Annotated in this window: 15 protein-coding genes; 5 read left to right on the forward strand and 10 right to left on the reverse strand. The window is 73.6% G+C overall.

The window, feature by feature from the left end; genetic code table 11:
• Together WME95_RS13015 and WME95_RS13020 are read right to left on the reverse strand one after the other, a co-directional pair.
• Entirely contained in the window at positions 1–444 is a 444-nt protein-coding gene (locus tag WME95_RS13015) for a hypothetical protein (protein WP_437908705.1), read from the reverse strand.
• Between the two features lie 398 nt (positions 445–842).
• Positions 843–1,763 (reverse strand): SIMPL domain-containing protein, encoded by a 921-nt coding sequence (locus WME95_RS13020; RefSeq protein ID WP_437908707.1) that lies wholly within the window; start codon positions 1,761–1,763, stop codon positions 843–845.
• 196 nt (positions 1,764–1,959) lie between these two features.
• Between WME95_RS13020 and WME95_RS13025 the strand changes: the two genes are divergently transcribed.
• Entirely contained in the window at positions 1,960–4,128 is a 2,169-nt protein-coding gene (locus tag WME95_RS13025; RefSeq protein ID WP_437908708.1) for a serine/threonine protein kinase, read from the forward strand.
• A gap of 19 nt (positions 4,129–4,147) precedes the next feature.
• Here WME95_RS13025 and WME95_RS13030 read toward each other — a convergent pair whose 3' ends face one another.
• From WME95_RS13030 to WME95_RS13040, 3 genes are read right to left on the reverse strand one after another with little or no spacing between them, the layout of a single operon-like run.
• A complete protein-coding gene (locus tag WME95_RS13030; protein WP_437908709.1) occupies positions 4,148–6,607 on the reverse strand; it encodes a SpoIIE family protein phosphatase in 2,460 nt (819 codons plus the stop codon).
• A 17-nt stretch (positions 6,608–6,624) separates the two neighbouring features.
• A complete protein-coding gene (locus tag WME95_RS13035) occupies positions 6,625–7,002 on the reverse strand; it encodes a hypothetical protein (RefSeq protein ID WP_012234954.1) in 378 nt (125 codons plus the stop codon).
• Entirely contained in the window at positions 6,983–7,507 is a 525-nt protein-coding gene (locus tag WME95_RS13040; RefSeq protein WP_044964684.1) for a hypothetical protein, read from the reverse strand. The genes WME95_RS13035 and WME95_RS13040 overlap by 20 nt, the downstream gene beginning before the upstream one ends.
• 478 nt (positions 7,508–7,985) lie before the next feature.
• Between WME95_RS13040 and WME95_RS13045 the strand changes: the two genes are divergently transcribed.
• Positions 7,986–11,054, forward strand: coding sequence for a PQQ-dependent sugar dehydrogenase (locus tag WME95_RS13045; protein ID WP_437908710.1), 3,069 nt, complete (start codon positions 7,986–7,988; stop codon positions 11,052–11,054).
• A gap of 21 nt (positions 11,055–11,075) precedes the next feature.
• Here the strand turns inward: WME95_RS13045 and WME95_RS13050 are convergent, their stop codons facing one another.
• Positions 11,076–15,113 carry a serine/threonine-protein kinase gene (locus tag WME95_RS13050; protein WP_437908711.1) on the reverse strand — a complete coding sequence of 1,346 codons (4,038 nt, stop codon included), beginning with the start codon at positions 15,111–15,113 and terminating at the stop codon, positions 11,076–11,078.
• 438 nt (positions 15,114–15,551) lie between these two features.
• On the opposite strand from WME95_RS13050, the gene WME95_RS13055 reads away from it, so the two are divergent.
• On the forward strand, positions 15,552–15,971 hold the full coding sequence (locus tag WME95_RS13055; protein ID WP_437908713.1) for a hypothetical protein: 420 nt from the start codon (positions 15,552–15,554) through the stop codon (positions 15,969–15,971).
• A gap of 105 nt (positions 15,972–16,076) precedes the next feature.
• Here the strand turns inward: WME95_RS13055 and WME95_RS13060 are convergent, their stop codons facing one another.
• Positions 16,077–16,610: an N-acetyltransferase family protein gene (locus WME95_RS13060; RefSeq protein ID WP_437552137.1), complete on the reverse strand. Its 534-nt coding sequence runs from the start codon at positions 16,608–16,610 to the stop codon at positions 16,077–16,079.
• A gap of 206 nt (positions 16,611–16,816) precedes the next feature.
• On the opposite strand from WME95_RS13060, the gene WME95_RS13065 reads away from it, so the two are divergent.
• Positions 16,817–17,257: a CBS domain-containing protein gene (locus WME95_RS13065; RefSeq protein WP_437717290.1), complete on the forward strand. Its 441-nt coding sequence runs from the start codon at positions 16,817–16,819 to the stop codon at positions 17,255–17,257.
• A 35-nt stretch (positions 17,258–17,292) separates the two neighbouring features.
• Here the strand turns inward: WME95_RS13065 and WME95_RS13070 are convergent, their stop codons facing one another.
• Positions 17,293–17,964, reverse strand: coding sequence for a class I SAM-dependent methyltransferase (locus WME95_RS13070; RefSeq protein ID WP_437908714.1), 672 nt, complete (start codon positions 17,962–17,964; stop codon positions 17,293–17,295).
• 35 nt (positions 17,965–17,999) lie between these two features.
• A complete protein-coding gene (gene pepN / locus WME95_RS13075) occupies positions 18,000–20,615 on the reverse strand; it encodes an aminopeptidase N (RefSeq protein WP_437908715.1) in 2,616 nt (871 codons plus the stop codon).
• Between the two features lie 498 nt (positions 20,616–21,113).
• Between pepN and WME95_RS13080 the strand changes: the two genes are divergently transcribed.
• Entirely contained in the window at positions 21,114–21,953 is an 840-nt protein-coding gene (locus WME95_RS13080; RefSeq protein ID WP_437908716.1) for a Uma2 family endonuclease, read from the forward strand.
• 48 nt (positions 21,954–22,001) lie between these two features.
• Here WME95_RS13080 and WME95_RS13085 read toward each other — a convergent pair whose 3' ends face one another.
• Positions 22,002–23,066: a lysylphosphatidylglycerol synthase domain-containing protein gene (locus tag WME95_RS13085; protein ID WP_437908717.1), complete on the reverse strand. Its 1,065-nt coding sequence runs from the start codon at positions 23,064–23,066 to the stop codon at positions 22,002–22,004.
• Between the last annotated feature and the right edge of the window lie 188 nt (positions 23,067–23,254).

Raw genomic sequence — 23,254 nt, forward strand, 5'->3', positions numbered from 1 at the left:
TCAGTCGTCCGGGGGCGGGGTCACGCAACCGTCATCAAGCGAGGGATCATCGCAAAAGAGGCAGGGGGTGGCCTTGCAATCCATCGCAGGGCACGACGCGGGGCAGGCCGGGTCATTCGGGTCGCAGTGGATGAGCTGCCATGTGAGCGAGCTCATGTCCTCCGGGTCCGCCGGGCAACGGCACCCGGTGAAGGCGTGCGACGCAGTCAGGGTGAGCGTGTGGCACTCCTTCTCCGGCGTCACCCCGTCTGTCGGGAGCGTGAAGCTGTCGAAGTCCAATTCGATCGTGAAGGCGCGCTGTCCGCCTTCGATGGTCCCGGCCGCGATCGACCCCGGGGACACCTCTCCTCTCCGGTACGGCCTCCCGAAGCGGCTGCGCCTCCCATAATCGATGTACTGGGCAGTCTGCACGGGGTCGCCGTTGTCCTCGGACAGAACGGTCAAGCTTAAACTCAGGATACCTTCTCGCCCCGGGATGATGTGGATGGGAAGGTGGGGAGGAGGGAAGACCGCAGAGAGCACCGGCGCGGTCTGCTCGGGATGCTCGTACGTCGGCGGCTCGAGCACGAGGCAGCCCGTGGTCGAGGTGACGAGCGCTGCCGCCGCGAACGAGCGGACGAGCGCGGCGGAACAGCGCGGGCGCGCCGCGAGGACAGGGGCACGGCGAAGGGGAGGGCGGGACGGGGCGATCATGGTGGCGCTGTGCAGGGGCCGATCGGGTCGGGGGCCGTGCTGGATGCTGGGACTTTACCCGCTGGGGCGACGCGCGGTCGATCTAGCTGGAATCTGGCGGCCGCCGCCCGCGGCGGCGCGCCCGCGGCCCCTCCACGCGCGCCGCGGCGTCACTTGCGCGGGCTCGCCGGCGCGCTCTCCAGCGCGTAGACGACCTTCACCTGCGTGCCGAAGGGGACCTCGCCGGACGACACGGGCGTCCCCATGTCCGCGGCGTACCCGCCGGAGGCGAGCGCGGCGCGGGGGGCGTAGATGGGGCCGTGCTCGACGACCTCGCTGATCGAGACGACGCGGCCGAGCGAGACGCCCTGGAGCCTGGCGAGCGCCTCGGCGCGAGCCCGCGCGTCCGCGATCGCCTTCTCCCGCGCGCGCGCCTCGAGCGGGTCGGTCTCGTCGAGGCCGAACGAGACGCCCCAGACGTTGTTCGCGCCGGCGGCCACGGCGGCGTCGAGCACCGCCCCGACCTGATTGAGGTTGCGGATGACGACCATCACGGTGTTGCTCACCTGATAGACGTGCGACGGCGGAGGCGGCGCTGCCGGCGCCAGGTCGGCAGGCGGCGGCTTCGGCGCGGGCGGCTGAGGCGCCTTCGGTCCGCGCCCCGCGGGAGCCGCGGGCGGCGCGGCCGGGGCCGCCGGCGCCGGCGCGACGGGCCCGGGCTGCGCGTAGCCCATGGCCATCCAGGGCGGCACGTCGGGCTGCCGCACGAGCTGGATGGAGTAGTTGCTGGTCTGGATGTCCTTCTCGGCCAGGCCGGCGTTCTTGAGCGCGGCGAGGATCTCGGTCATGCGCGCCGCGGCGAGCTTCGTCGCCTCGTGCACCGTCGGCGCCATCACCTCGATGCCCATCTGGGCCCGGGCGATGTCAGGCCTCGCGCTGACGTCGCCGCGGCCGACGACCGTGATGGTGTTGACCTCCGGGGCGGCGGCCACGGGCGGCGTCGCCTGCGCCGCGCACGCGGCGAGCAGCGGTGTGACGGAAAGCATGAGCCCGGCGAGGTACGCGCGGGACAGGGAGCGCTGGTTCTTCATGCCCGTGCAACGCGCGCCGCCCAGGTCGGCTTACAGGGGGCGCGCGCTTCGACGCCCGCGCGCTCGCCGCCGCGAGCAGACCGACGGGCCGCTCCCCGAGCGGCTCCGGCGGCGCGCCGGCGATGCCCGAGGCGGCGGCGTGGCTCCCCCCCGGCAAGTTGTTCCACGCCGCGCCGGGTGCGCTATGGTCGTTCACGTGCTCACAATACCCAGCGATGAAGAGGCCCTCGGAGGTCTGCAGGGTGCCACGATCGCCAGCGACCTCTCGCCAAGCATCGGCTACCGGATCGTGTCGCGCGCCGGGGCCGGGACGATGTTCGTCTCGTTCTACGCGGTCCGCACCGCGCCCGAAGGCGAGACGCCCGTGGTCGTCAAGATCCTCCGGCCGTCGCTCTTCAGGCAGATGGGTCCGTCGGCGGCCGTCATCGTGAAGAAAGAGGCGGTGTCCCTCGGCCGCCTCAACGAGCAGGTCCCTCCGACCCCCTTCGTCGTCCGGCTCATCGACACCGGCACGTTCGAGGTCCGCCGCGGCACGAAGGCGCTCAACCTCCCCTGGATCACCATCGAGTACGTGCACGGCGGCGTGCAGGGCGTGACGCTCCGGCAGCGGGTGCAGGGGACCATCCAGGCCACGGGCCACGCGTTCGATCCGGCGCGCGCGACGCGCGCCATCGAGTGCATCACGAGCGGGCTGTCGGCGGTGCACGACGTCGGCGTCGTCCACCGGCAGCTCACGCCGGAGAGCATCCTCTGCTGCGGCTCCGGCGACGACGAGCTGTTCAAGATCAGCGACTTCGGCATGGCGCGGCCGCGCGGCATCCGCGAGACGATCATGGCCGGCGTCGTCGGAAACGCCGGGGTCGCGCCGCCGGAGATGCTGTCCGCCGATCCGAGCACGATCGGCCCGTGGACCGACATCTTCAACCTCGCGTCCGTCATCTTCTTCCTGCTGACGGGCGAGGAGTACATCATCGCGGAGTCGCAGGCGCAGGCGCTCATGGCCGCCATGGCGCGCACGCGCCGGAGCATCGTCGAGACGCGGTGGCTCCACCCCGCGCTGCGCGGCAACGACCAGGCGTGCAAGTCGATCGACTTCGCGCTCCGCTGGGCGTCCACCGGCGAGGCCCAGGAGCGCCTCCAGGAGGCGGTGGCCGTGGCCGCGATGCTCTCGCCGTACCTCCGCCCCGCGTCGCCGATCTCCGCGCTGGAGCAGCGGATCGTGGCGAGCGCGGGGGAGCAGCGCGTGCGCGCCGCGGAGGAGGTCGGTCCGATGACCGTCCCGTCCACGCACATGAACGCGCCGGTGCAGCTCAAGGGGGAGCTCGGCCAGACGCTGCTGTCGCCGCGAAACGCCAAGGCCGCCGAGCGCCCGAGCCAGGACCGCCCGATCGAGGCCGAGATCATCAGCGCGCCCCCGCGCGCCTCGCGGGAGCCCGCGCCGCGCCTGTCGGCGGTCGTCGAGCGCTGGACGTGGAGCGTGCTCCACCACCCGAGCCTCGATTCGGTCATCCGGAGCGTGGCCTGGGACGGCTATGGCCGGTGCCTCGCGGCGGCCACGGGGGGGCTGCTCTTCTGGAACGGGACGAGCTGGAGCGAGGCGTCGTCCGGTGGCCTCCCGAGCCCGCAGGGCGTGCGCTTCGTGCACCGGATCGGGCCCGGCCGGTGGCTCATCGGCGGCGACGCCTCGACGCTCGCCGTGTACACGACGGGCGGCGTGACGGGCGTCTTCCAGCTGCCGGGAGAGCCGCAGAGCCACGTCGCGCTGAGCGGCGACCTCGAGGACATGGGCATCCTCGTCTCGACGACGCCGAACGATCCGCGGCCGCTCCTCCACGCGTTCATCGCCACGCGCTGGCTGCGGCCGATGCCGGCCGACGGCGTCGCGCTCCTCGCCGCGGTCGCGCGCGTCGAGGACGAGCGGTGGCTGGTCGTCGGCCGTTCGACCAAGGGCGAGGGGCTCGTCGCGCTCTACGCGCCGCTCGACTGGCACCTGGAGCGCATCCCGGCGCCGCCGGCGCGGGCGTTCGTCGCGTGCGCCGGGCGGCCCGATCTCGGCGTGGGCATCGCCGTCGGCGCGGAGGGCAGCGTCGTCTGGCGGTACGGGCAGAGCGTCTTCACGGAGATCATCGAGCCGCGGCGCGCGCTGTCGGCCGCGACGATCGACGCGGAGGGGCGCGCCTGGGCGGGCAGCGCGGGGCGCATCTGGGTGCGGCGCGGCGGCATCCCGCCCATGGCCGGGGTGTGGGAGTGCGTCTGGGAGAACGACGCCTGGGTCGGCCCGGTGGTGTCGCTGTTCGTCGACGGCGAGGTGGTCGTCGCCATCACCGCGGACGGCGGGATCATCGAGGGCCGCGTCACGGGCTGACGAGCCCGGTGAGCCGCCATCACCGCGGCGCGCGGTACCTGCCCACGACGATCGTGATGTCGTCGTCCGGGCTGGGGCACCAGCCGTCGACCTCCCGCAGGATCCGGTCGCGGATGTCGTCGACCGGCGCGTCCTGGGCGGCCTCGACGGTGGCGCAGAGCCGCGAGAGCCCGAACTGCTCCCGGTGCGCGTTGCGCGCCTCCGTCACCCCGTCGCTGTAGAGCACGAGCAGGTCGCCGTCCTCGAGGACGAGCTCGGCGTCCCTGGTCATCGCGTCGATGGACGGCAGGACGCCGACCCACACGCCGGAGCTCGGGATGCACTCGCTCCTCCGCGTCCTCGCGCGGCACACGAGGATGTCATCGTGCGCGCCCGCGAACGTCACCCGCCCGTCGCGCTCGTAGCGCAGCAGCAGCAGGGTCGCGTGCTCGTCGCGCTTCAGCCGGTCGCGGATGTTGTCGTAGATCGCGCGGTTGAGCGCCGAGACGACCTCGCCCGGGCGGGCGCGCGGATCCCTGCGCGTCATGGCCGCGACCATGCTCTGGATCATCAACATGACGAGGCCCGCCACGAGCCCGTGCCCCGCGACGTCGCCGATCCCGAGCCACCCGCCGTCCCGGGTGGGGAGCACGTCGTAGTAGTCGCCGCCGACCTCCGCGGCCGGCCGCATCATCGCGGAGAGATCGAGCCCCTCCACATGCAGGTGCGCCGGGACGAGCGTGGTCTGGATGTGCTTCGCGACCAGGGTCTCCTGGTGGACCCTCTCCTGCTCCAGCCGCTCGCGCACCTCCACGTGCCGGACGATCTCCCGGTGCATCGACACCGCCTTCATCGCGGAGCCGATCTGGAGGCGCGCCGCGTCGTAGACCATCTCGTTCGCGCCGCTGTTGACGAGCGCGACGCCGTAGTTCTCCGTCTCGCCGAACGTGAGCGGCATCGCGACGACGCTCCAGCGCTCCGACGAGCTCAGGAATCCGGGCGGCGCGAGGCGCGAGGACGCGAAGCTCGCGGGCGGCGGCTCCACCTCGCGGCTGTTCTCCATCAGAAAGAGCGACTGCAGGGTGGCGCCCTGGGGATCGTCGAAGAGCGATATGGCGACGTGCGTGAGATCCAGCTTCGGCAGCTCCGCCGCGAGCGTGCGCCGGAGCGTGGGCATGCCGAGGCAGGTCGAGAAGAACATGCCCGTCCAGCTGAGGTTGACCGACGCGCGCTCCAGGTACAGCCGCTTCTCGCCCTCGGCGCGGATGGAGGCGTGGCTGATCAGGATGCGGCACGTGTGCCAGAGCCGCTCGAGGCGGTCCTCGGAGGCGCCGCCGGGCGCCCGGCCGATCTTCGAGCGGAGCAGCGTGATCGCGCCCTGGAACTGGTCGAGGGCGACGCCCTCGCGCCCCGCCGCGTCGAGGAGGTCCTGGAGCGCCGTCAGGAAGCGGCCCTCCCGCCCGCTCAGCTCCTCCTCGAGCGCGGAGAGCAGCTCCCGGGGCCAGGCCTCGCGCGACGCCGCCGGGACGGTCACGCACCGCGCGAGCGCGCGCTCCAGCGGCTCCCGCTGCGCGGCGATGGAGAGCGGCTCGCGGCGCGGAGGCGCCGCGGTCGCGCGCGGGAGGGCAGCGTAGTAGCCGCAGCCGCACGACTCGCGCCGCGTGAGCTCGACGGGAAGGAGGCTGCACTCCGGCACGCGCTCGCCGCGGAGCTGGCGCACGACCGTCTCGACGGCGAGCGCCCCGAGCTCCTTGATCGGGTGGCGGACGGTCGTCAACGACGGCCTGGTGACGCGCGAGACGGCGACGTCATCGAACCCGCACACGAGGACGTCGCCAGGGACGTCGATGCCGTGCGCCTTCAGCGTGTCCATCGCGCCGAGGGCCATGTTGTCGTTGCCGGCGACGACGGCATCGAACTGGACCCTGCGCCCGAGGAGCTCGCGCATCGCGCGGCGGCCGCCGTCGATCAGAAAGTCGCCGTACACGAAGAGGCGCTCGTCATAGGGGAGCGCGCGCGCCTCGAGGGCCCTCCGGTACGCCGCGGCGCGCAGCTTCGCCTCCTCGTTGTTGGCCGGTCCGCTGATGTAGGCGACGCGCTTGCACGCGTGGTCGTCGAGCACGTGCGCGACCGCCGCCTCCCCCCCGACCGCGTTGTCGACGATGACGCTCGGGATGCCGTCCAGCGCGAGCCCCACGCTGCACACGGGCAAGGGCGCGAGCGATCGGCAGAACTCGCGCGCTCCGTCGGGGCCGACGTGGTTCGTGAGCGCCGACGACATGATCACCGCCCCATCGACCGTCGTCGCGCCGATGAGCGAATAGATCCCGCCCCGGGCGTCCAGCGTGTAGCCCTGGCGGGCGCGCGTCTCGCCGAAGGCCACGATGAGGTTGACGTCGTGCGCCTCGGCCGCGCGCTCGACCCCGAAGCGCGCCTCGGACTGGTACTCGCCGCAGAGGTAGTCGGTCAGGAGGGCGATCGTGTGGCGCTTCGCCGCCATGATCTATCGCTCCCCGTTCACTTGTCGTGGATGGAGACGAGGCCGGGGGACATGCGCTCCAGGGCCGCCAGGCTCCGCCGCTGCCACCCGAGCCTCGCGTCCGTGACGAACCGGATCTTGCAGCTGGGGCCCTGGCCGGTGACGCCGGAGATGAAGGCGATGAACGCCTTCAGGCAGCTGGAGTTCAGGAAGTACAGCGCGCGTATGTCGAACTCTACCGCTGCGAGCGAGAGGCGCCGGACCTCGTGCTGGACTTCCTTGCAATAGGCGCCGAGCGGGGCGGCCGCCGCCATGTCGCCCGTCCCGGTGAGCTTGATACTCAGGCGATCGCCGAGCAGCGCCGGCTCGATGCCGAAGCTGTCCGTGGTGATGCGATCAACCCTTAGGCTGTCCATTCATCCTCCACCGCTCGAGCGGCGCGTGCGCGATGATCGTGAGCTCGTTGCCCTCGATCTTGTAGTCGACGTCGAGCCCTCCCTCGGCGCGGACGCGCGCGAGGCCGAGGCCGGAGACGCCCTCGACCATCGCTGTCTCCGTGATGAGGTCGTCGTAGTGCTTCAGCGGGTCGCTCGCGGTCTTCAGGTCGAGCAGCCGCTTCTCGACCTCTCGCAGCCGCTCCGGCGACGCCTCGTTGCGCGCGCGGATCTTCATGATGTGCGACCGCTCGTCCTCCTCCAGCGCGAGCTCGAGGCTGACGCGAGGGCCGGTGGAGTATTTGGTGATGTTCTCGGCGAGCTCGTGCGCGGCCATGTAGAACCGCGAGCTCACATTCGCGTCGTCCAGCACGGCGCCGCAGAAGCTGGACACCAGCCGCAGCACCGCCGTCGCCAGGCGCTCGCTCGGAAAGAAGGTGATGCAGAGGAATAGCGAGGCGCTCTGCGTCGGTTCGGGGGATGACACAATCTGTCATGTTACGCCGCCCTCGCGCAGGATCCAACCACTAGTTCCGCTGGCGGCGCGGCTTCTTGCTCCCCTCTCGTGAGAGCGTGAGCGCGGGCGACGAGCGCGGAACAAGCAGGGCACCCGGAGCGAGCTCCGCCATCGCGCCTCCGATGTGATGCGGTTCTCACCTCGGAATGTGATGCGCTTCGCAGTTCGCGCGACGAGCGCGCTTTCCTCCAGGGCATAACGCGACGCGTCGCCCGCGGCGGAGTGGCATGCTCGTTGATGACGAACGTGGCGTCCATCGGTGCTCAGGTGTGTCCATGGATCCGGTGCGGCCACCGCGCGGCTCGCGCACATGCGCCTTCACCTGAGGGAAACATCCGGCCGGGCGACCCAGCAAGGAGGGTATTGCTGTATGGAACAACGATGCTTCTCGCTCGGGCCGCCCTGGCCACTCGGGCCGTCGCGCCGTCGCCCACGTCGCTTGGCGGCGATGACGGGCGTCCCTTTTCTCGTGATGCGCGGCGTCCTGGCCGGCGCCGCTGCAGCGGCGGCGATCGGCTGCAGCACCGCGCCCGGGACGGAGGGCGAGCCCGGGCGCCCCTCCGGCGCGATTCCCGGCGTCGGAGAGGGGGATTCGGCGGCGCTCGGAGCGGGCTCGGCGGCGCTGTCGAGCGATGGTGCGGTGTGCGTCACCATCCAGCGTGGAACGCTCGGCACGGTGAGAGACGCGACACTGTGGCAAAACGCTCCGGGGTGGAACGACTCCGCATCTCCGAACCTGTCGACGGGGTGGGCCGCGGGCGCCGGCCGTCGCCGGTCTGTCGTGTACTTCGGGCTCTCTCCCGTGCCCGTCGGCGCGACGGTCCTCTCTGCCTCGCTGGTCTTCCATCAGACGTACGCGGTGGAGAGCAGCGCTGTGAGCGTACACCGCGTCACGGTGCCGTGGGACGAGCGCACCGTCACCTGGTGGAGCATCGGGGACAGCGGCTTTGAAGGCGAGAGCGCGGCGACCCTCGCGGCCGAGGCCGGCGTCGGCGCTCGCGCGACGGACGTGTCGGCGCTCGTGCAGTCGTGGGCGCTCGGGACGGCGCGGAACGACGGCTTGCTGCTCGACGAGGAGCGCGCGCACACGACCTACCTGAGGAGCAGCGAGATCGGCAGCGCGCAGGAGCGCCCGAGGCTCGACGTCTGTTACGTGACCTGCTCGGACGGGGTGATGAACGGCCTCGAGGCGGGCCTCGACTGCGGAGGGCCGCGCTGCGCTCCCTGCACGGGCCCGGCGGCGGCCACGTCGAGCGCCGCCGCGTCGAGCGCCGCCGCGTCGAGCTCGACCGGCACGTCGAGCGCGGCGGACGATGATCCGTGCGCCGACGGGGCCGCGCTGCCGCCCGATCCGCTGCCGCCCGCGCGGCTCTCCCAGACCGGGCTCTACGCCGACATCACGACGCGATCGCGGGCAGCGGGCACGCGCGAGTTTCGTCCTGCTTACGAGCTCTGGTCGGACGGGGCGGCGAAGCGGCGCTTCGTGTACCTGCCGCCCTGCTCCACCGTCGACACGAGCGACATGGATCACTGGTCGCTGCCGGTGGGCGCGCGCTTCTGGAAGGAGTTCCGCGCGGAGGGCGTGGCCGTGGAGACGCGGTTCATCCACCGGTTCGGGCCCGGCATCGACGACTGGCTGTTCGCCGCGTACGCGTGGGATCCGGCGAGGAACGACGCGTTCCTCGTCGAGGCGGGCGTCGAGGACGCGCGCGGGACCGCGCACGACATCCCGCGGACCGCGGACTGCTGGGAGTGCCACGGAAAGCTCCCGGAGCGCGTCCTCGGCTTCAGCGCGCTGCAGCTGAGCCATGATGGACCGGGCGAGACGATCGCGTCCCTGAGCGACGCCGGGTGGCTCACCGTCCCGAGGCGGGGAGGGGTGCGCCCGCCGGGAGACGCCCGGGCGGCCGCCGCGCTCGGCTATCTTCATGCGAACTGCGGCAATTGCCACAACAGCACCGGCGTCGCGACCCTGCGGACACGCCTGCTCGCGGCGAACACCACGGTGGAGAGCACCGATACGTACACGACCGGCGTGGGCGTGACACCCAGCTTCTGGGAGCCCGGCGCGCTCTACCGGATCACGCCGGGAGATCCCGAGTCGAGCGCCGTCGTGCGGCGGATGGAGCACCGCGGCTCCAGGGCGCAGATGCCGCCGATCGCGTCGGACGCCGCCGACGCGGCGGGCCTGGCGGCTGTTCGCTCGTGGATCGAGGGCCTCGGGCCGCCGCCCGAGGCAGGGAGCGGCGGTGGCAGCGCGGGCGGCGCCGCAGGCGGCGCGAGCGTTGGCGCCAGCGGCACGAGCGCGAGCTCCGGCAGCGGTACCAGCGGCAGCGACGGCGCAGGCAGCGACGGCTCCGGCGCAGGCAGCGACGGCTCCGGCGCCGCGTGCGCCGGGGTGCCGCGCCTGAAGCTCACGCAGGTCGCGGCCGGCCTGGCGACACCCGTCTTCCTCGCGAGCCCGCCGGGCGACCGATCGAGGATGTTCGTCCTCGAAAAGGACGGCGTCGTCCGCCTGATCAAGGACGGTGTCCTCCGGTCCACCCCGTTCCTCGACATCCGCGGCGGGACATCGTGCCCGCCCTCGCCGCCCGCGAGCGCGAACCCGCTCGTGTGCGCGCCCAGCCCGACCGCGGAGGGCGGGCTGCTCGGGATGGCGTTTCACCCGGGCTACGCGGAGAATGGCCGGTTCTGGCTCTTCTACACCGCCGCGCCCAGGGGCAACGTCACGATCGCCGAGTTCCGCCGCTCGGCCTCGAACCCCGATGTCGCCGACACGTCGCCGGGGAGCGTGCCTGTCCGGACGCTCCTCGACGCGAGGCACGGCGGCTGGAACCACGTGGGCGGCACGCTCGCGTTCGGCCCCGACGGCTACCTCTACGCGTCCGTCGGCGATTCGGCCGTCACGCCGTATTCGGCCTCTCCGGCGAAGGATCTCTCGTCTCCGCTCGGCAAGATCCTGCGGATCGACGTGGACAGCGGGCTCGGCCCGCCAGGCAACCTCTCCGGCGCGGGCGTGAACCCGCTCGTCTGGGACTACGGACTGCGCAATCCATGGCGCATCAGCTTCGACCGGAGCACGGGGGATCTCTACATCGCCGACGTGGGACAGAACGCCTGGGAAGAGCTCGACATCGAGCCCGCGCGCACCGGGCGGCGCAATTACGGGTGGCCTGCGATGGAGGGTGACCACTGCGTCGCCGCCGGGTGCTCCCGCGTCGGCGTCGCGCCCGCCGTGGAGCACAGCCACTCGAGCGGCGAGGGCGGCTCGATCACGGGCGGCTACGTCTATCGCGGCTCGGCGATTCCGTGCCTCCGGGGAAGGTACGTTTACGGCGACTACGGGACGCACCGCTTCTGGACGCTGCGGTGGGACGGATCGAGGGCGCGGGATCACGTCGAGATCACGGCGGACCTCGAGTCGCGCCTGCCCGCGGCCTCGTTCGGCGAGGACGCCGCGGGCGAGCTTTACGTCGTCATGCTGACCGGCGAGGTGTTCCGCGTCGATCCGAGGTGAAGGCCCCGCGCCCCGGCGGCGCTATCCCGCGAGCTGCCCGTCGCCCGCCCGGAGCTTCGCGAAGCGCGGGCGCCAGGCCCGGCTCTGGGCGAGCAGCGGCGCGGTGCGCGCGAGGAGCAGCGCCAGATCCTCGGGGCGGCCGGCGTCGACCAGGGCGCGCGCCCGCCAGTAGAGGAGCTCGACCCGCTGATCGGCGCTGAGGACGCCGCCCAGCTCGCCGGGCGGCTCCCCCTCCTCGCGCGCCGTCGCCCGCGTGCGCGTGCTCTCCATGCCGGACCTCGGGTCCTTCACGGCGAGCTGCATGACGCCGAGGAGAGCCTGGGCGTACGGCGGCAGATCCGCGACCGCCCCCTGCGCCCTGAGCCACCGGAGCTGCCGGCTCGCGTCCGCGTGCTCGTCGCGCATCGCGTGGATCCGCGCGAGCAGGAGCGCGCTCCTGTAGGCCGGCCTGTCCTTGAGCTGCTCGTCGAGCGAGCGCGCCTGCCGCACCAGGGGCAGCGCCTCGTCCTCGTGCCCCCAGAGATAAAGCAGCTCCGCGAGCTTGATCGTCGCGTCGCGCTCCGCCAGGGCGCTGGCCTCCTCGCGGGCCAGCTGGACCGCGCGCCGGAGGTCCGCCATCGCGCGATCCGGGGCGTCGAGCGCCGGCCAGAGCTCCGCGCGGCGGACGAGCGCCGCGCAGAGGTGGGCCCGGTCGCCGCGCTCCTCGCAGCTGCGCACGGCGTCGTCGAAGCGCCGCTCCGCCTCCTCGAGCTGGCCGGACCGCGCGAGCACGCAGGCGAGCAGCGTGAGCCCGGTCACGTGCGTGTCGTGATCGGCCTCGCGGACGCGCTCCACGCCGTGCGTGAGCCGCTCGAGGGCGTCGTCCAGGTTGCCCTTGCGAAACGCCGAGCGGCCGGCGGCGACCTCGAAGCGCGCGGCGAGCGCGGCGTCGGCGCGGCCCTCGCGGGCGTCGAGCAGCGGGATCACCTCCTCGACGCGCGCCGCCGACTCCTCCCAGGCGCCCGCCCAGTCGAGCGCGGTCGCCTCCTCGAGCAGCGCCTCCGCGATCATCCGCGGGTCCTTCATCGTCCGGGCCAGCGCCCCCGCGGAGCGGAGATCGTCGAGCGCCTCGCCGGTGCGCAGGACGCGGTAGCGCACGCGCGCGCGGCCGAGGAGCGCGAGGTACCGCTGGCGCTGATCGTCGCCGTCGGCCCAGAGGAGCGCGGACGCGTAGTGGCCCTCCGCCACCGCGTTGTTGTGCTGGTCGCGCTGGAGATCGCCGAGGAGCAGGTACGCGTGCGCCGCGCGCGCGCGCGCCCCGGCGGCCGCGGCGTGGCGCGCGATCGGCTCGAGCAGATCCGGCGCCCTCGGCCGGGCCTCGGCCATGAGCTCCCAGACGGCGAGCGCGTGCCGGTGCATCGCCGCGCGCTGGTCCTCCGCGAGCAGCGCGTAGATGGCCTCCTGCAAGAGCGCGCTCCGGAAGGCGTAGCTGGCGCCGCCGCAGAGGGTGCCCTCGCCGTGCGCGGCGCCGTGCGCGCCGCGGGGGACGAGGAGCCCCCGCGCCACGAGCGCGCGCAGGGCGCTCGGGACATCGACGTGGTCGACGCTCGCCGCCGCCGCGTCCTCGCGCTCGCCCTCGCGTTCGAGCGCGCGTTGCACGCTCGCCGCCACGTCCTCCGAGAGCTCGAAGCCGAGCACCGCGCAGAGCCTCGCGCACGCAGCGAGCTCCGGCGGGAGCGCCTCCAGCTGCCCCGCGGCGAACCACTGCCACGCGGGCGACGGCGGGAGCCTCTCCAGCTCGGCGGTCGCGAGCTGGTGGCCGCTCGATCTCGCCCGCAGCCGCACGAGGCCCGCGCGCTTGATCGCCCGGGTGAGCTCCACGAGGGCGCGGGGGTTGTAGCCGGCCCACGCGCAGATGCGCCGGAGCGTCGCGCTCGGCGGAGGCTCCGCGGGCCGGAGGAGCTCCGCGCAGAGCAGGAGCCCCGCGGCGTCGTCGAGCGGCGGGAGCGCGACGTGATCGCGCGCGTGGCCGCGGGCGCTCAGCGCGTGGCGCCGGGGCGCCGGCGAGCAGCGCGCCGGGGCGCCGGCGAGCAGCACCCAGAGCGAGACCGACGCCTCGCGCCGCGTCGCGAGGTCGAGCGCGTCGAGCGTGGCGCTGTCGGCGAGGTGCGCGTCGTCGACGATCACGACGACGGGCCGCTCCATCGCCCTCCGGCGGAGCCCCTCGGCGAGCGCCCGGATCACGCTCCCGCGGCGCGGCGGCGGCGGGCCTGCGGAGCCGCCCGGCCAGCCGAGGATCGCGGCCACGGCGGGCCACACCTCGCCGCCGAGCGGCTCTCCGAGCCGCTCGACGCAGAACGCGCGCGGGTCGCCCGGCGCCGCGAGGGCGCCGTCCCTCGCGCCGAGCACCTCGGCGAGCAAGGCGGCCGCGGTCCGGCCGTAGCCGCCCCCGGGGCGCGCGCCGAGCTCCGGCTCGGCGCGCAGCGAGATCACGAGCGCGCCGGGGTGCGCGCGCCGGCTGCTCTCGGCGATCTCCTCGGCGAGGCGCGACTTGCCGGCGCCGCGCTCGCCGATCAGCGCGCAGAGGCCGGGCCCGAGGCCCGCGAGCGCGCGCTCGCGGCTCTCCTCGGCGGCGCTCTGGGCCTCGCCGCGCCCGACGAGCGGCGGCGCGGCGCGCGCCGCGCCGCGATGGCCCGAGGGCGGGGGCGCGTCCGGGGCGAAGAAGTAGCGGCCGTCCTCGCTCGCCGCGGCGACGTCGAACCCGGCGTGGGCGGTGACGAGCTCGGCGCTGAGCGCGATGCCGCGCCACGGATCCGAGGGCAGCCACGACTCGGGCCGCTCCACGGCGATGCCCGCGGCGTGGACGCCCTCGCCGTCGCGGCGGAGCTTCAACGGCGCGACGTGGATCGCGAGGGGCGCGCCGACCGAGGCGACGATCTCCCGCCCCGCGAGGAGCGCGCGCTCCGCGGCCGCCTCTTTCGGGCCGGGGAAGATCGCGACGAAGCGGTAGCCGCGCTGCCGCGCGAGGTGCCCGCCGTGGCGGGCCACGGCGGCGCGGACCTCGGCCTCGGCGCCGCGGGCCTCCAGGGCGAGCACCACCGTGTCGTGCCGGTCCGTGGAGCCGGTGGCGGCGTCGTCTCCCGCGATCGCCGCGGCGCCGGCGGCGCCGCCGGTCAGGGCGAGCGCCTCGGCGCCCGCCGACGCGAGCGCGGCCCGCAGGCCCGCGGCGTCGGCCGGGCGGCGCGCGCGCTCCTTGGCGAGGCAGGCGAGGACGAGGGCCTCGATGGACGGCGGGACAGGGGCGATCTCGCTCGGCCTGGGGGGGAGCCGGCCGAGGTGCCCCTGCGCGACGTCCGCGGGATCGCCCGCGAACGGAGGGCGCAGCGTGAGCAGCTCGAAGAGGAGCGCGCCGAAGGCGTAGAGATCCGCGCGCGCGTCGAGCGGCTCGCCCCGGAGCCGCTCGGGCGACGCGACCTCGGGCGTCCCGAGCATGGCGCCCAGCGTGGTGAGCGCGCTGTCCGCCGGGTGGCAGACGACGCCGCGCTCGCGCTGCGTGAGGCCGAAGTCGAGGAGCCGCACGCCGCCGTCAGGCTCGAGGAAGACGTTCTCGGGCGCGAGATCCAGGTGGACCAGGCCGCGCTCGTGCACCACCTGGAGGCAGCTCAGCACGCCGAGCGCGACGTCGAGGGCGGAGCGCAGGTCGGGCGCGGCGGGCAGGCCCTCGAGGTGGGCCGCCAGCGTCTCGCCGCGGAGCCGCTCCATCGCGATGTACGCGCGGCCGTCCTCGAGCACGCCGTTCTGGAACAGGCGAGGCGAGGCCGGGGGACCGAGCTGCTCGAGGGCCCACGCCTCGCTGCGGAACCGCTCGCGCGCGAGCAGCGAGTGGGCCCTGCTGATCTTGAGCACGGCGGGAGCGCCGTCCTCCGACCGCGTCGCAGCCCAGAGGACCGAGAAGGCGCCCGCCGCGAGCGGCGAGCCGACGCGGAAGCCCGCGACGGACGGCGGCGTCTCGGCGTCGAGATCGACCGGCGCCGGGCGGGACGGCGCCGTGGCTCCGTCCGTCGAGCAGGAGGTGAGCACTGCGAGTCGGCGATGGCAGGAAGGGCAACGCGGCAAGAAGACCTCGGATGACCTCGGGTGGGGCCCGGCGCGATCCGTGACCGATATTACCGGTGTTGCGGGTTGTCACGAGCAGGAAAACCGCATTGCGCGACACCTCCTTATGCCCATGGCGAAAGTGGGTGCTCGGTCTGCTCGGTCACCCGCGACATCGTGGGTGTCGTGTCGACACCGGAGGACAGCGGCGTCCCTCGCGCTGCGCGAGAGGGATCGCGGCTGTTGTCCTCCGAGCAGCTGTGCGAGCGATCGGCAGGGGTGAATCTCCGTCGAACACCCACCTTCGGAGAGGCGGAGTCGGGGCCGCGCGTGACTGTCGCGCACGGACGTCGGCGGGGCTCGGCTGAGCCGCGCCGGTCCGCGAGCTGTGGTGTATGCTGTTCCGAGCGGTCGGAGGGCTGGATGATCCATCGACAGACGGGCGAGATCGAGCTCACATCCGGGCTTCGCATCGGGCCCTCGTACTCGGAAGCGCAGTTCTTGTCGTCGCCGCTCGCGCGGATGGCCAACGCCCTGAGCCAGACGCAGCCGTGGAGCGGATACCGGATGTCGCGCCAGCGCATCGGCTTCAGGACCTTCCGCATCACGCTGCACTTCTGCAGCGGCAAGATCGCGTGGGTCGAGCTGTTCGAGGTGGGCGCCGAGTCGAAGGCGTTCTGGAACGACTGGTCCGAGAAGGAGGAGGCGGAGCGCAAGGCCAGCCACGACGCCTGGCTGACGTCGATCCTCGGCGCGCCGCCGTACGAGTATCCCTGGGGAAAGATCACCTCCCAGCACGATCCGCGGGGCGGCTACAGCAGCATCGTCGTGCGCTTCGGCTAGCGCGCCGGGGCGCCGCAGCTCGATGCCGTCGCTGGTGCACGGGCCGGCGCCGCCCTCGGCGGGGCACCCCGGGGCGCCGCCGCCCTCGGCGTGGGATCCGGGGCGCTACAGCGCTCGCCGGTAGCGGATCTCCGGGAGGCTGCCGGCGCCGACCCGCGCCCACCGCCGCGCGCCGTCGCGGGTGAAGCCGGAGAGCTCGTAGAAGCGGCGCGCGCGGGTGTTCCCCTCGAGGACCCAGATCGTCATGGTCCTGTGGCGGCGCCGGGCCAGGTCGGCCTGCGCCGTGTCGAGCAGCGCGGCGCCTAGCCCGCGCCCCCACGCGGCGGGCAGGAGGTAGATCGTGTAGAGCTCGCCGACGTCGCCCGGGTCGTCGTCGTCGCGCGTCGGCCCGGCGCTCGCGAAGCCGAGCCCGGCGTCCTCGGCGCAGAGCACCCAGGTCCGCGTCCCGGTCGCGCCGTCGCGGCTCAGGATGCGCTGCCAGCTCACCTCGCGCGCCGGCACGGAGAGGGCGTTGAGATCGGCCGCCGGCACCAGGCCCAGGTAGGCCGCCTGCCAGGAGTCGACCTCGATGCGCGCGATGACGGCCGCGTCGGCCGGCCGCGCCCGGCGGATGACCGCCCCTGTGATCCGCTCTGACATGGTGTCTCGCACCCCAGGTTGGCTTTCGCCGCGGCGCCCCGCCAGGGCGCGCCGCCCGGCGCGCTCGCCCGCCGGAGGCGCCATCAAGCGGTCCCCGACGCCGCATTCATCATGATGCTCCATCCCTCGCCCGCGATCGTCCCCTAAGGTCCTTTTGTGCGCGGTGACGCTGCCGAGCGCTGCAAACGGAACCGAAGGAGGGAACCATGCTGTGCAAGGAGATCATGAAGCAAGACATCCAGAGCGTCCTGGCCGACGACACCATCCAGACGGCCGCGTGCAAGATGCGCGACGCGAACATCGGCTTCCTTCCTGTCTGCGACAGCGCCGGGAGGGTGCTCGGGGCGCTGACGGACCGCGACCTCGCCATCCGGGTGCTGGCCCACAACCGGCCGCTGAGCACGAAGGCGGGCGACGTCATGACGCGCGGGGTGGTCGCGTGCCGGCCCGACGACGACGTGCAGCGCGCGGAGCAGCTGATGGGGCAGCACCACAAGTCGCGCGTCCTGTGCACCGAGGCGGACGGCCGCCTGGTCGGCATCATCAGCCTGTCGGATATCGCGCAGAGCGAGGACGACAGGCACACCGCGCAGACCATCCGCCGGGTGACCGAGCGGGAGGCGGTGCAGCACGACAGCACGCGATAGCTCGCCGGGCGCTCGCCTGAGCGCCTCGCGACGCTTTACCCCGGCGCTTCGCCGCCGATCGCGCCTATCGCTTCGGCCGTGAGCAGGCGCGTCCTCCGGCCCGACGCGAGCGTGAGGTGCTGTCCCCAGCTCGTCTGGTGCGGCATGTCCCCCTCGACGAGCTCGCTCGCCCGGATCTCGAAGCCCGCCGCGCGGTAGGCGGGGCGCAGCGTGTCATCGACCCACGCGTCCGAGAGCTCGGGGAGCCCGAGCCGCGCCGCGTAGGGCCGGTCGTCGAAGACGCTCTGGTTGAGCAGCGCGATGAGCTCCCCGCCCGGTCGGACGAGCCGGCGCAGCGCCTCGAGCACCGGCGCCTCGGGCAGCACGAGGGCCGAGAGCAGCGAGGCCCAGGGGAAATTGAGGGTGAGGGTGTGGGCGAGCCCGGTGAGCTCCTCGGGCAGCGCCTGCACGGACGCGACGACGAAGAGCGCGTTCGGCCGGCCGCCCCGGGTGACCTTGCGGCTGGCGCGCCACGACACCTCGCGCATCCGCTCCCCCGCGGGGTCGACGCCGATGCAGTACGTATCGGCGTTGGCGCCGGCCGAGCGGTACACGAAGCGGCCGTCGCCCGTGCCGACGTCGATGAGGACGCGCGCGTGGCCGGCGAGCTTCGCCTCGAGGTCCGCGCGCGTCCACGTGACGGACGTCTTCCCGAACTGCACGATCATCGTCGCCTCGAGCGCCGCTCTCCCCGGTTCCTCGCTCAGCCGGGGGCGCCCCCGCCCCCCGGGCGGCGCCCCTCGGCGCTCGCCGCCGCCAGCTCCCGGCAGGCGAGCGCCCGCGCGAGGTCGTCGCTCGCCTCGCGGAGCATCCGGACCAGCATCGGCAGCCGCGGCGCCGCCGGCGCGCCGTCCGGGGCCCGCCCGAGCGCCGCGGTCCGCGCCTCCGCGCGGGCGACGAGGTCCCGCTCGACGCGGTACGAGGGGAACAGATGCGTGAAATACGCGGACGCGAGCTCGTGCGTCCGCGTCTCGAAGACCTGCTGCACCCGCTCGAAGAACGCCTGCGCGTACGGCTCGAGCAGCGCGCGCTGGAACGACCAGTTGAAGCCCGACATCGCCGCGCTGGTGAGGTGCAGCGAGCCGTACCCGTCCTCGTGGAAGCGCGCCCACGCCGCGGCCTTCGCCGCCGGATCCGGGCGGGCCGTCTCGGCGCGAAGCGCGGCGCGCTGGCCGCGGTCCGACGGGTCGCGCTCGCGCTCGGCGGCGAGCCGCTCCTCCGCGCCCTCCATGCCGCGCGCGATCCACTTCACGGCGACCGTCCAGCGCATCTCCTGGTCGATCTCGAGGCCGTCCACCTCGATCTCGCCGTCCGCGAGGCGCGCGGCCAGCGCGAGATCCGGCGCGGAGTACGCCGCGTTGAAGAGCGCCCGCGCCCACACGATCTGCGCGTCGCCGCGGGGGGCCGACCGCAGGGCCGCGAGGGCGAGGCCGGTGAACGCGCTCGCCTCGGCCTCGCGCAGCGGATCCGGCACGTAGCGCGCGAGCGCCGTCACCGCGTTCGTGAGCACCGGGTCGACGAGCGAGAGGTCCGGCTCGGCGGGCAGCTTGTCCCTCACCAGCGCGAGGTACGCCGGGGAGGCGAGCTTCTGGTCGCGCACCATGCTCCAGAGCGACGACCAGAGCAGCGTGCGCAGGAGCGGATCCTCCACGCGGCCCATGTGCTCGCGCACGAACGCGAGCGAGGCCGGGTCGAGCGCGATCTTCGCGAACGTGAGGTCGTTGTGGTTGGGGAACACGAGGAGCGGCGCCCGCTGCCCCCGCGCGGCCGCGACCTCGGTCGCCGCGCCGTCGATCTCCGCGGGCACCGAGTCGACGACGAGCGCGCCGTTCTCCTCGCGCGCGAGCGCGACGTCGATGCGGTGCGGCCGGAGGGTCGGGTAGTCGGCGGGCGCCGTCTGCAGCACGCGGAGCCGGCCGATGCGGTCGCCGTCGGGCTCCCACTCGGCCGTCAGCGTGTTGAGGGACGCCTGCTCGAGCCAGAGGCGCGACCACGCGCCGAGGTCGCGGCCGGAGCCCTCCTCCAGCGCGGACAGGAACTCGCGCAGCGTCGCGTTGCCGTACTGGTAGCGCTTGAAGTACCGGCGCATCCCCTCGCGGAAGGCCGGGAGGCCGATCGCCGCGACGAGCTGCTTCATCGCGGCGGCGCCCTTGCCGTACGTGATGCCGTCGAAGTTCAGGAACGTGTGCTCCGTGTCGGCGAGCTCCCCGGCGATGGGGTGCGTCGTCACGAGCTGGTCCTGCCGGTAGGCCCAGCTCTTCATGACGTTGAACGCCTTCCACACGGCCGGCTGGAACCGGGTCGCCTGTTCCATCGCGAGGAAGGCCATGTACGTGGCGAAGCTCTCGTTCAGCCAGAGATCGTTCCACCACCGCATGGTCACGAGGTTGCCGAACCACATGTGGGCCATCTCGTGGAGGAGCACCTCCGCGCGCGTGAGGCGCTGGTGGTCCGTCGGCGGGTCCCGGAAGATCATGCGCTCGCTGTGGGTCACGGCGCCGACGTTCTCCATGGCGCCGGCGTTGAACTCCGGGACGAAGACCTGGTCGTACTTGCTGAAGGGGTAGGGGTAGTCGAAGAACTCCGGGTAGAAGTCGAAGCCCTGCTTCGTGATCGTGAAGAGCTCCTCGGCGTCCAGGTGCCTCGCGAGCGACCTGCGGCAGTAGAGCCCGAGGGGGATGCCGCGGTGCTCGTCGCGGACGCCGCTGTACGGGCCGGCGATCAGCGCGAAGATGTAGGTGCTGAACCGGGTCGTCTCCTCGAACACCCGCGTCGTGCGCCCGAGGCCGGAGCCGAACGTGCGCGCGACGCGGGCGTTGCCGATGACCTCCCAGTCCTCGGGCGCGGTGACGGAGAGCCGGTAGCTCGCCTTGATGTCCGGCTGATCGAAGCAGGGGAACACGCGGTGGGCGCTGAACGGCTCGAGGTCCGAGTAGACGTAGTCCTCGCCGTCCTCCGGGTCGCGGAAGTGATGGAAGCCGTCGCCTGTGTGATCGTAGTCGTTCTCGTAGACGACGCGCACGCGCGTCTCCGGGGCGAGCAGCCTCCCCGGGAGGAGGATGCGGCAGTCGGACCACGCGGGCTCGATCTCGACGCCGTTGATCTCGAGCCGCTCGATGCGCCCGCCGCGGAAGTCGATGAACGTGTCGCCGTGGCCGCGGACGTCGAAGTACGCGACCGCCTCGCCTCGGTAGCCGCTCTCGCCGCGCGAGAGGTCGAGCGAGAGCTCGTAGCGCGCGCTGCCGATGCGCGCGGCGCGCTCCTCGGCCTCTTTCTGGGTGAGCACGTCCCTTCCAGGGCCGCCGGTCTTCTCCGTCATGACGGCACACCGTAGGACGAACCGCCGGAGGGAGGCCAGCGATCTGCCGCGGTCGCGGTCGTGGCGCGGTCGGGCGACCGCGCCGCGTGTCCGGCTGCCGCGCGGCCGCGAGGCGCACGAGGGAGGCGCCTGCCAGGCGGCCGGGCGAGGGACGAGGGAGCGGACGACCGGGCGGATGGGCCGTCCTGCACGGGCGACGCACCGGGTCTGGACCCCTAGAAAACGCCAGATCGAGCGATTTTCAGGGCAATTTTGTGCCAGAGAACGCGTTCTCAGCGAAATTCTGTGCCCACAACCCCCGCCTGAGCCCTCCTCGTTGTGCCAGAGGGGGCCGGACCCTTCCGGACCGCAGAGCGGAGCGCGCGGGGTGCCGGAGCCCTCCGGGCGCAAGGCGCGCGAACGGGGGAGCGCGGCTCGGCGTGGCCTGGAGCGCCCTCGAGGGGTCGACGCCGTGCGTGTGCCGTGGTTCTGGCTGCGCGGGCTCGCTATGCTCGGATCATGCAGCGCGCGCCGACGTCCTGGGTGATCGACCCCGACGATCCGCGGGCCCCTCCGCAGGAGCTCTGGGACCGCATGACGCCGGAGGAACGGCAGCGCGTCCTCGATACCCTCCCGTCGGAGTTCGAGGTCTCCGAGGCGTGCCCTCCCGAGGGCGACTTCCACTTCAACCCGAAGGTGGCGGCCAGGGACGCGCTGGGCGGGTACTTCCAGCGCATCGGCCGGCGCGTGTACCTCGCATGCGAGCTGCCGGTGTACTACCCGGCCGAGCGGATGTTCGCGCCCGACGTCATCGCGGTGCTCGACGTCGAGGTGAAGGAACGCGCCCACTGGTCGGTGAGCGCCGAGGGCAAGGGGATCGACTTCGCGCTGGAGATCCTCTGGCGCGGGAAGAGCAAGAAGGACCTCGAGGACAACGTCACCCGCTACGCGTCGCTGGGCATCTCCGAGTACTTCGTGTTCGATCGCAGGCGAAGGCGGCTGCGCGGCTTCCGGCTCGCCGAGGGCAGCGCGCGGTACCAGCCGATCGTCCCGCAGGAGGGCCGGCTCGCGAGCACGGTGCTCGACCTCGACCTGAGCCTGGAGGGGGACCGGCTGCGCTTCTTCCACGGGTTGGCGCCGCTGCCGGAGACGCACGAGCTGCTCGCCCGGCTCGGCTCGATGGTGGGCGACCTCGAGGCGCGCATCGAGGAGACCGAGATGAGCCTCGACGAAGAGCGACGCCGCCTCGACGAAGAGCGGCGCCGCCTCGATGCAGAGCGGCAGCGCGCCGACGAGGCCGAGCGGCGGCTGGCCGAGGCCCTGGCCGAGCTGGAGCGCATCAAGCGCGAGCGCGGCTGAGCGCACGCCGGAGGCGCGCGGCTCCCCCTGGTCCCAGCCGATCTCGGCTCAGGGCGCCGGAGGGCTGCGGCGCCACACGAGCGCGGCGGCGATCCCCGCGAGCGCGAAGGCCGCCTGGAGGAGGTGGACGAGCAACGAGATCGCGACGGCGGAGCTCTTGGTGAGGCCGAGCAGCGAGGCAGCGAGCGTGAAGGCCCCGTCGGTGGCGCCGATCTGGCCCGGGATGAGGTCGCCGGCGGCCGTGCCGGCGGCGCCCACGCCGTACGCGGCGAGCGCGCGGAGGGGGCCGCTCTCGGCGCCGACGACGGCGAGCAGCACGCCGTACTGCACCGCCTGGAGCGCGCGGCCCGCGAGGCAGGCGGCGAACGGCCAGGCCGGGACGGGCGGGCGCTCGTGGACGGCCTCCTGGAAGGCGGCGGCGAGCTGACCGGCGCGGGCGAACCGCCGGGTGATCCACGCCGAGGCGGCGCGCTGCCGCGCGGCGAAGGCGACGCCGAGGCCGCTCGCGACCAGGAGGGCGGCGTGCGCGAGCACGCCGAGGGCGAGCGGAGAGGCGCCGCCGATGTGGAAGAGGGCGATGGCCGCGAGGAGCGACAGCGGGGCCGAGGACAGGAGCGCGAGCGACTGGTTCGCCGTGGCGATCGCGGCCGCGCGCGCGGCGCCAACGTGGGGGGAGAGCAGCGCGGCCTTGACCGCCTCGCCCGCGGGGCGGCCGGCCGGCATCAGCGTGATGACAGGGTAGGTGACGACGTGGATGCGAAGGAGCTCTGCAATCGGGACACGCCGCGGCGCGCAGAGCACGCCGGTCGCGAGCGCCTCGCATCCGATGCGAGCCGCCTCCAGCGCGATCAGGAAAGGCAAGAACGGCGCGGCGCGGGTCACCGCGGCGAGCATCTCCGCCGCGCCGACGTGGCGGATGAGCGCGGCCAGGGCGGCCAGGCCGAGGCCGCCGAGCGCCGCGTGGAGCAGCGCCTTTCGCCGCGCGCGGCGGGAGGCGGGCGCGTCCGGGGCGGCGGGTAGAGCGGCAGGGACGCGCGCCTCGCCGCCGGGCGCGGGACTGGGACCGCTGCCGGCGCATTCCTCTGCCGCTCGGGCCGGAGGCAAGGGAGCCATGGGAAGGGGAGGTGCTGCGAGGAGCGTGCCGGCGCCGTGTGGGTGCGGCGTGCGCACGCGGCGGTGAGCTGCCTCGCGGAGCGCGCGCGCCGTGGGCATGCAGCGCGCGCACGCGGCGGTGAGCTGCCTCGCGGAGCGCGCGCGCCGTGGGCATGCGGCGCGCACGCGGCGGTGAGGTATCTCGCAGA

The sequence above is a fragment of the Sorangium sp. So ce327 genome (assembly GCF_051530205.1).
Classification (GTDB): domain Bacteria; phylum Myxococcota_A; class Polyangia; order Polyangiales; family Polyangiaceae; genus Sorangium; species Sorangium cellulosum_B.

Excerpts from the sequence above, each read along its gene's own strand:
- WME95_RS13020 (WP_437908707.1), bottom strand. The coding sequence starts at position 1,763 with ATGAAGAACCAGCGCTCCCTGTCCCGCGCGTACCTCGCCGGGCTCATG.
- WME95_RS13030 (WP_437908709.1), bottom strand. The coding sequence starts at position 6,607 with ATGGCGGCGAAGCGCCACACGATCGCCCTCCTGACCGACTACCTCTGC.
- WME95_RS13035 (WP_012234954.1), bottom strand. The coding sequence starts at position 7,002 with ATGGACAGCCTAAGGGTTGATCGCATCACCACGGACAGCTTCGGCATC.
- WME95_RS13045 (WP_437908710.1), top strand. The coding sequence starts at position 7,986 with ATGACGGGCGTCCCTTTTCTCGTGATGCGCGGCGTCCTGGCCGGCGCC.
- WME95_RS13055 (WP_437908713.1), top strand. The coding sequence starts at position 15,552 with ATGATCCATCGACAGACGGGCGAGATCGAGCTCACATCCGGGCTTCGC.
- WME95_RS13060 (WP_437552137.1), bottom strand. The coding sequence starts at position 16,610 with ATGTCAGAGCGGATCACAGGGGCGGTCATCCGCCGGGCGCGGCCGGCC.
- WME95_RS13065 (WP_437717290.1), top strand. The coding sequence starts at position 16,817 with ATGCTGTGCAAGGAGATCATGAAGCAAGACATCCAGAGCGTCCTGGCC.
- WME95_RS13070 (WP_437908714.1), bottom strand. The coding sequence starts at position 17,964 with ATGATCGTGCAGTTCGGGAAGACGTCCGTCACGTGGACGCGCGCGGAC.
- pepN (WP_437908715.1), bottom strand. The coding sequence starts at position 20,615 with ATGACGGAGAAGACCGGCGGCCCTGGAAGGGACGTGCTCACCCAGAAA.
- WME95_RS13080 (WP_437908716.1), top strand. The coding sequence starts at position 21,114 with ATGCAGCGCGCGCCGACGTCCTGGGTGATCGACCCCGACGATCCGCGG.
- WME95_RS13085 (WP_437908717.1), bottom strand. The coding sequence starts at position 23,066 with ATGGCTCCCTTGCCTCCGGCCCGAGCGGCAGAGGAATGCGCCGGCAGC.